The 407-nt window shown below is 76.4% G+C and carries 1 protein-coding gene; it reads right to left on the minus strand.

Going from position 1 to position 407, the window contains the following annotated elements; all coding sequences use genetic code 11:
* On the minus strand, nucleotides 1-407 hold a 407-nt coding region (locus BI06_RS53890), incomplete at both ends, for an aminotransferase class V-fold PLP-dependent enzyme (RefSeq protein ID WP_043472410.1).

The raw sequence follows: 407 nt of genomic DNA on the forward strand, positions 1-407 counted from the left end.
AAGGACAGCACGCCCACCCGGTCCGCCTCGGCGCCGAACAGGTTCAGCACCCTGACCTCGGGGATCTCCGCCAGACCGGCCTTCAGCCGGGCCACCAGCGCCCGCTCGCGCGCCTCCAGCGCGTCGAACCCGGCCTCGGTGAGCGCCCGGCAGGCCGCCGCGATCGCGTACACGCCGATGACGTTCGGGGAGCCGGCCTCGTGCCGGGCCGGGCCGGTGTGCCACTGCACGGCCACCGTGCCGTCGGTCTCCCGGGCCACGGTCCGGGTGGCGCCGCCGCCGGCCAGGTACGGCTCGGCCTCGTCCAGCCAGTCGGCCCGGCCGGCCAGCACCCCGGCGCCGAACGGCGCGTACAGCTTGTGGCCGGAGAAGGCGATCCAGTCGACCCCCAGCTCGCGCACCGAGAC

Source organism: Kitasatospora sp. MBT66 (assembly GCF_000710405.2).
In the GTDB taxonomy this organism is placed as follows: Bacteria; Actinomycetota; Actinomycetes; order Streptomycetales; family Streptomycetaceae; genus Kitasatospora; species Kitasatospora purpeofusca.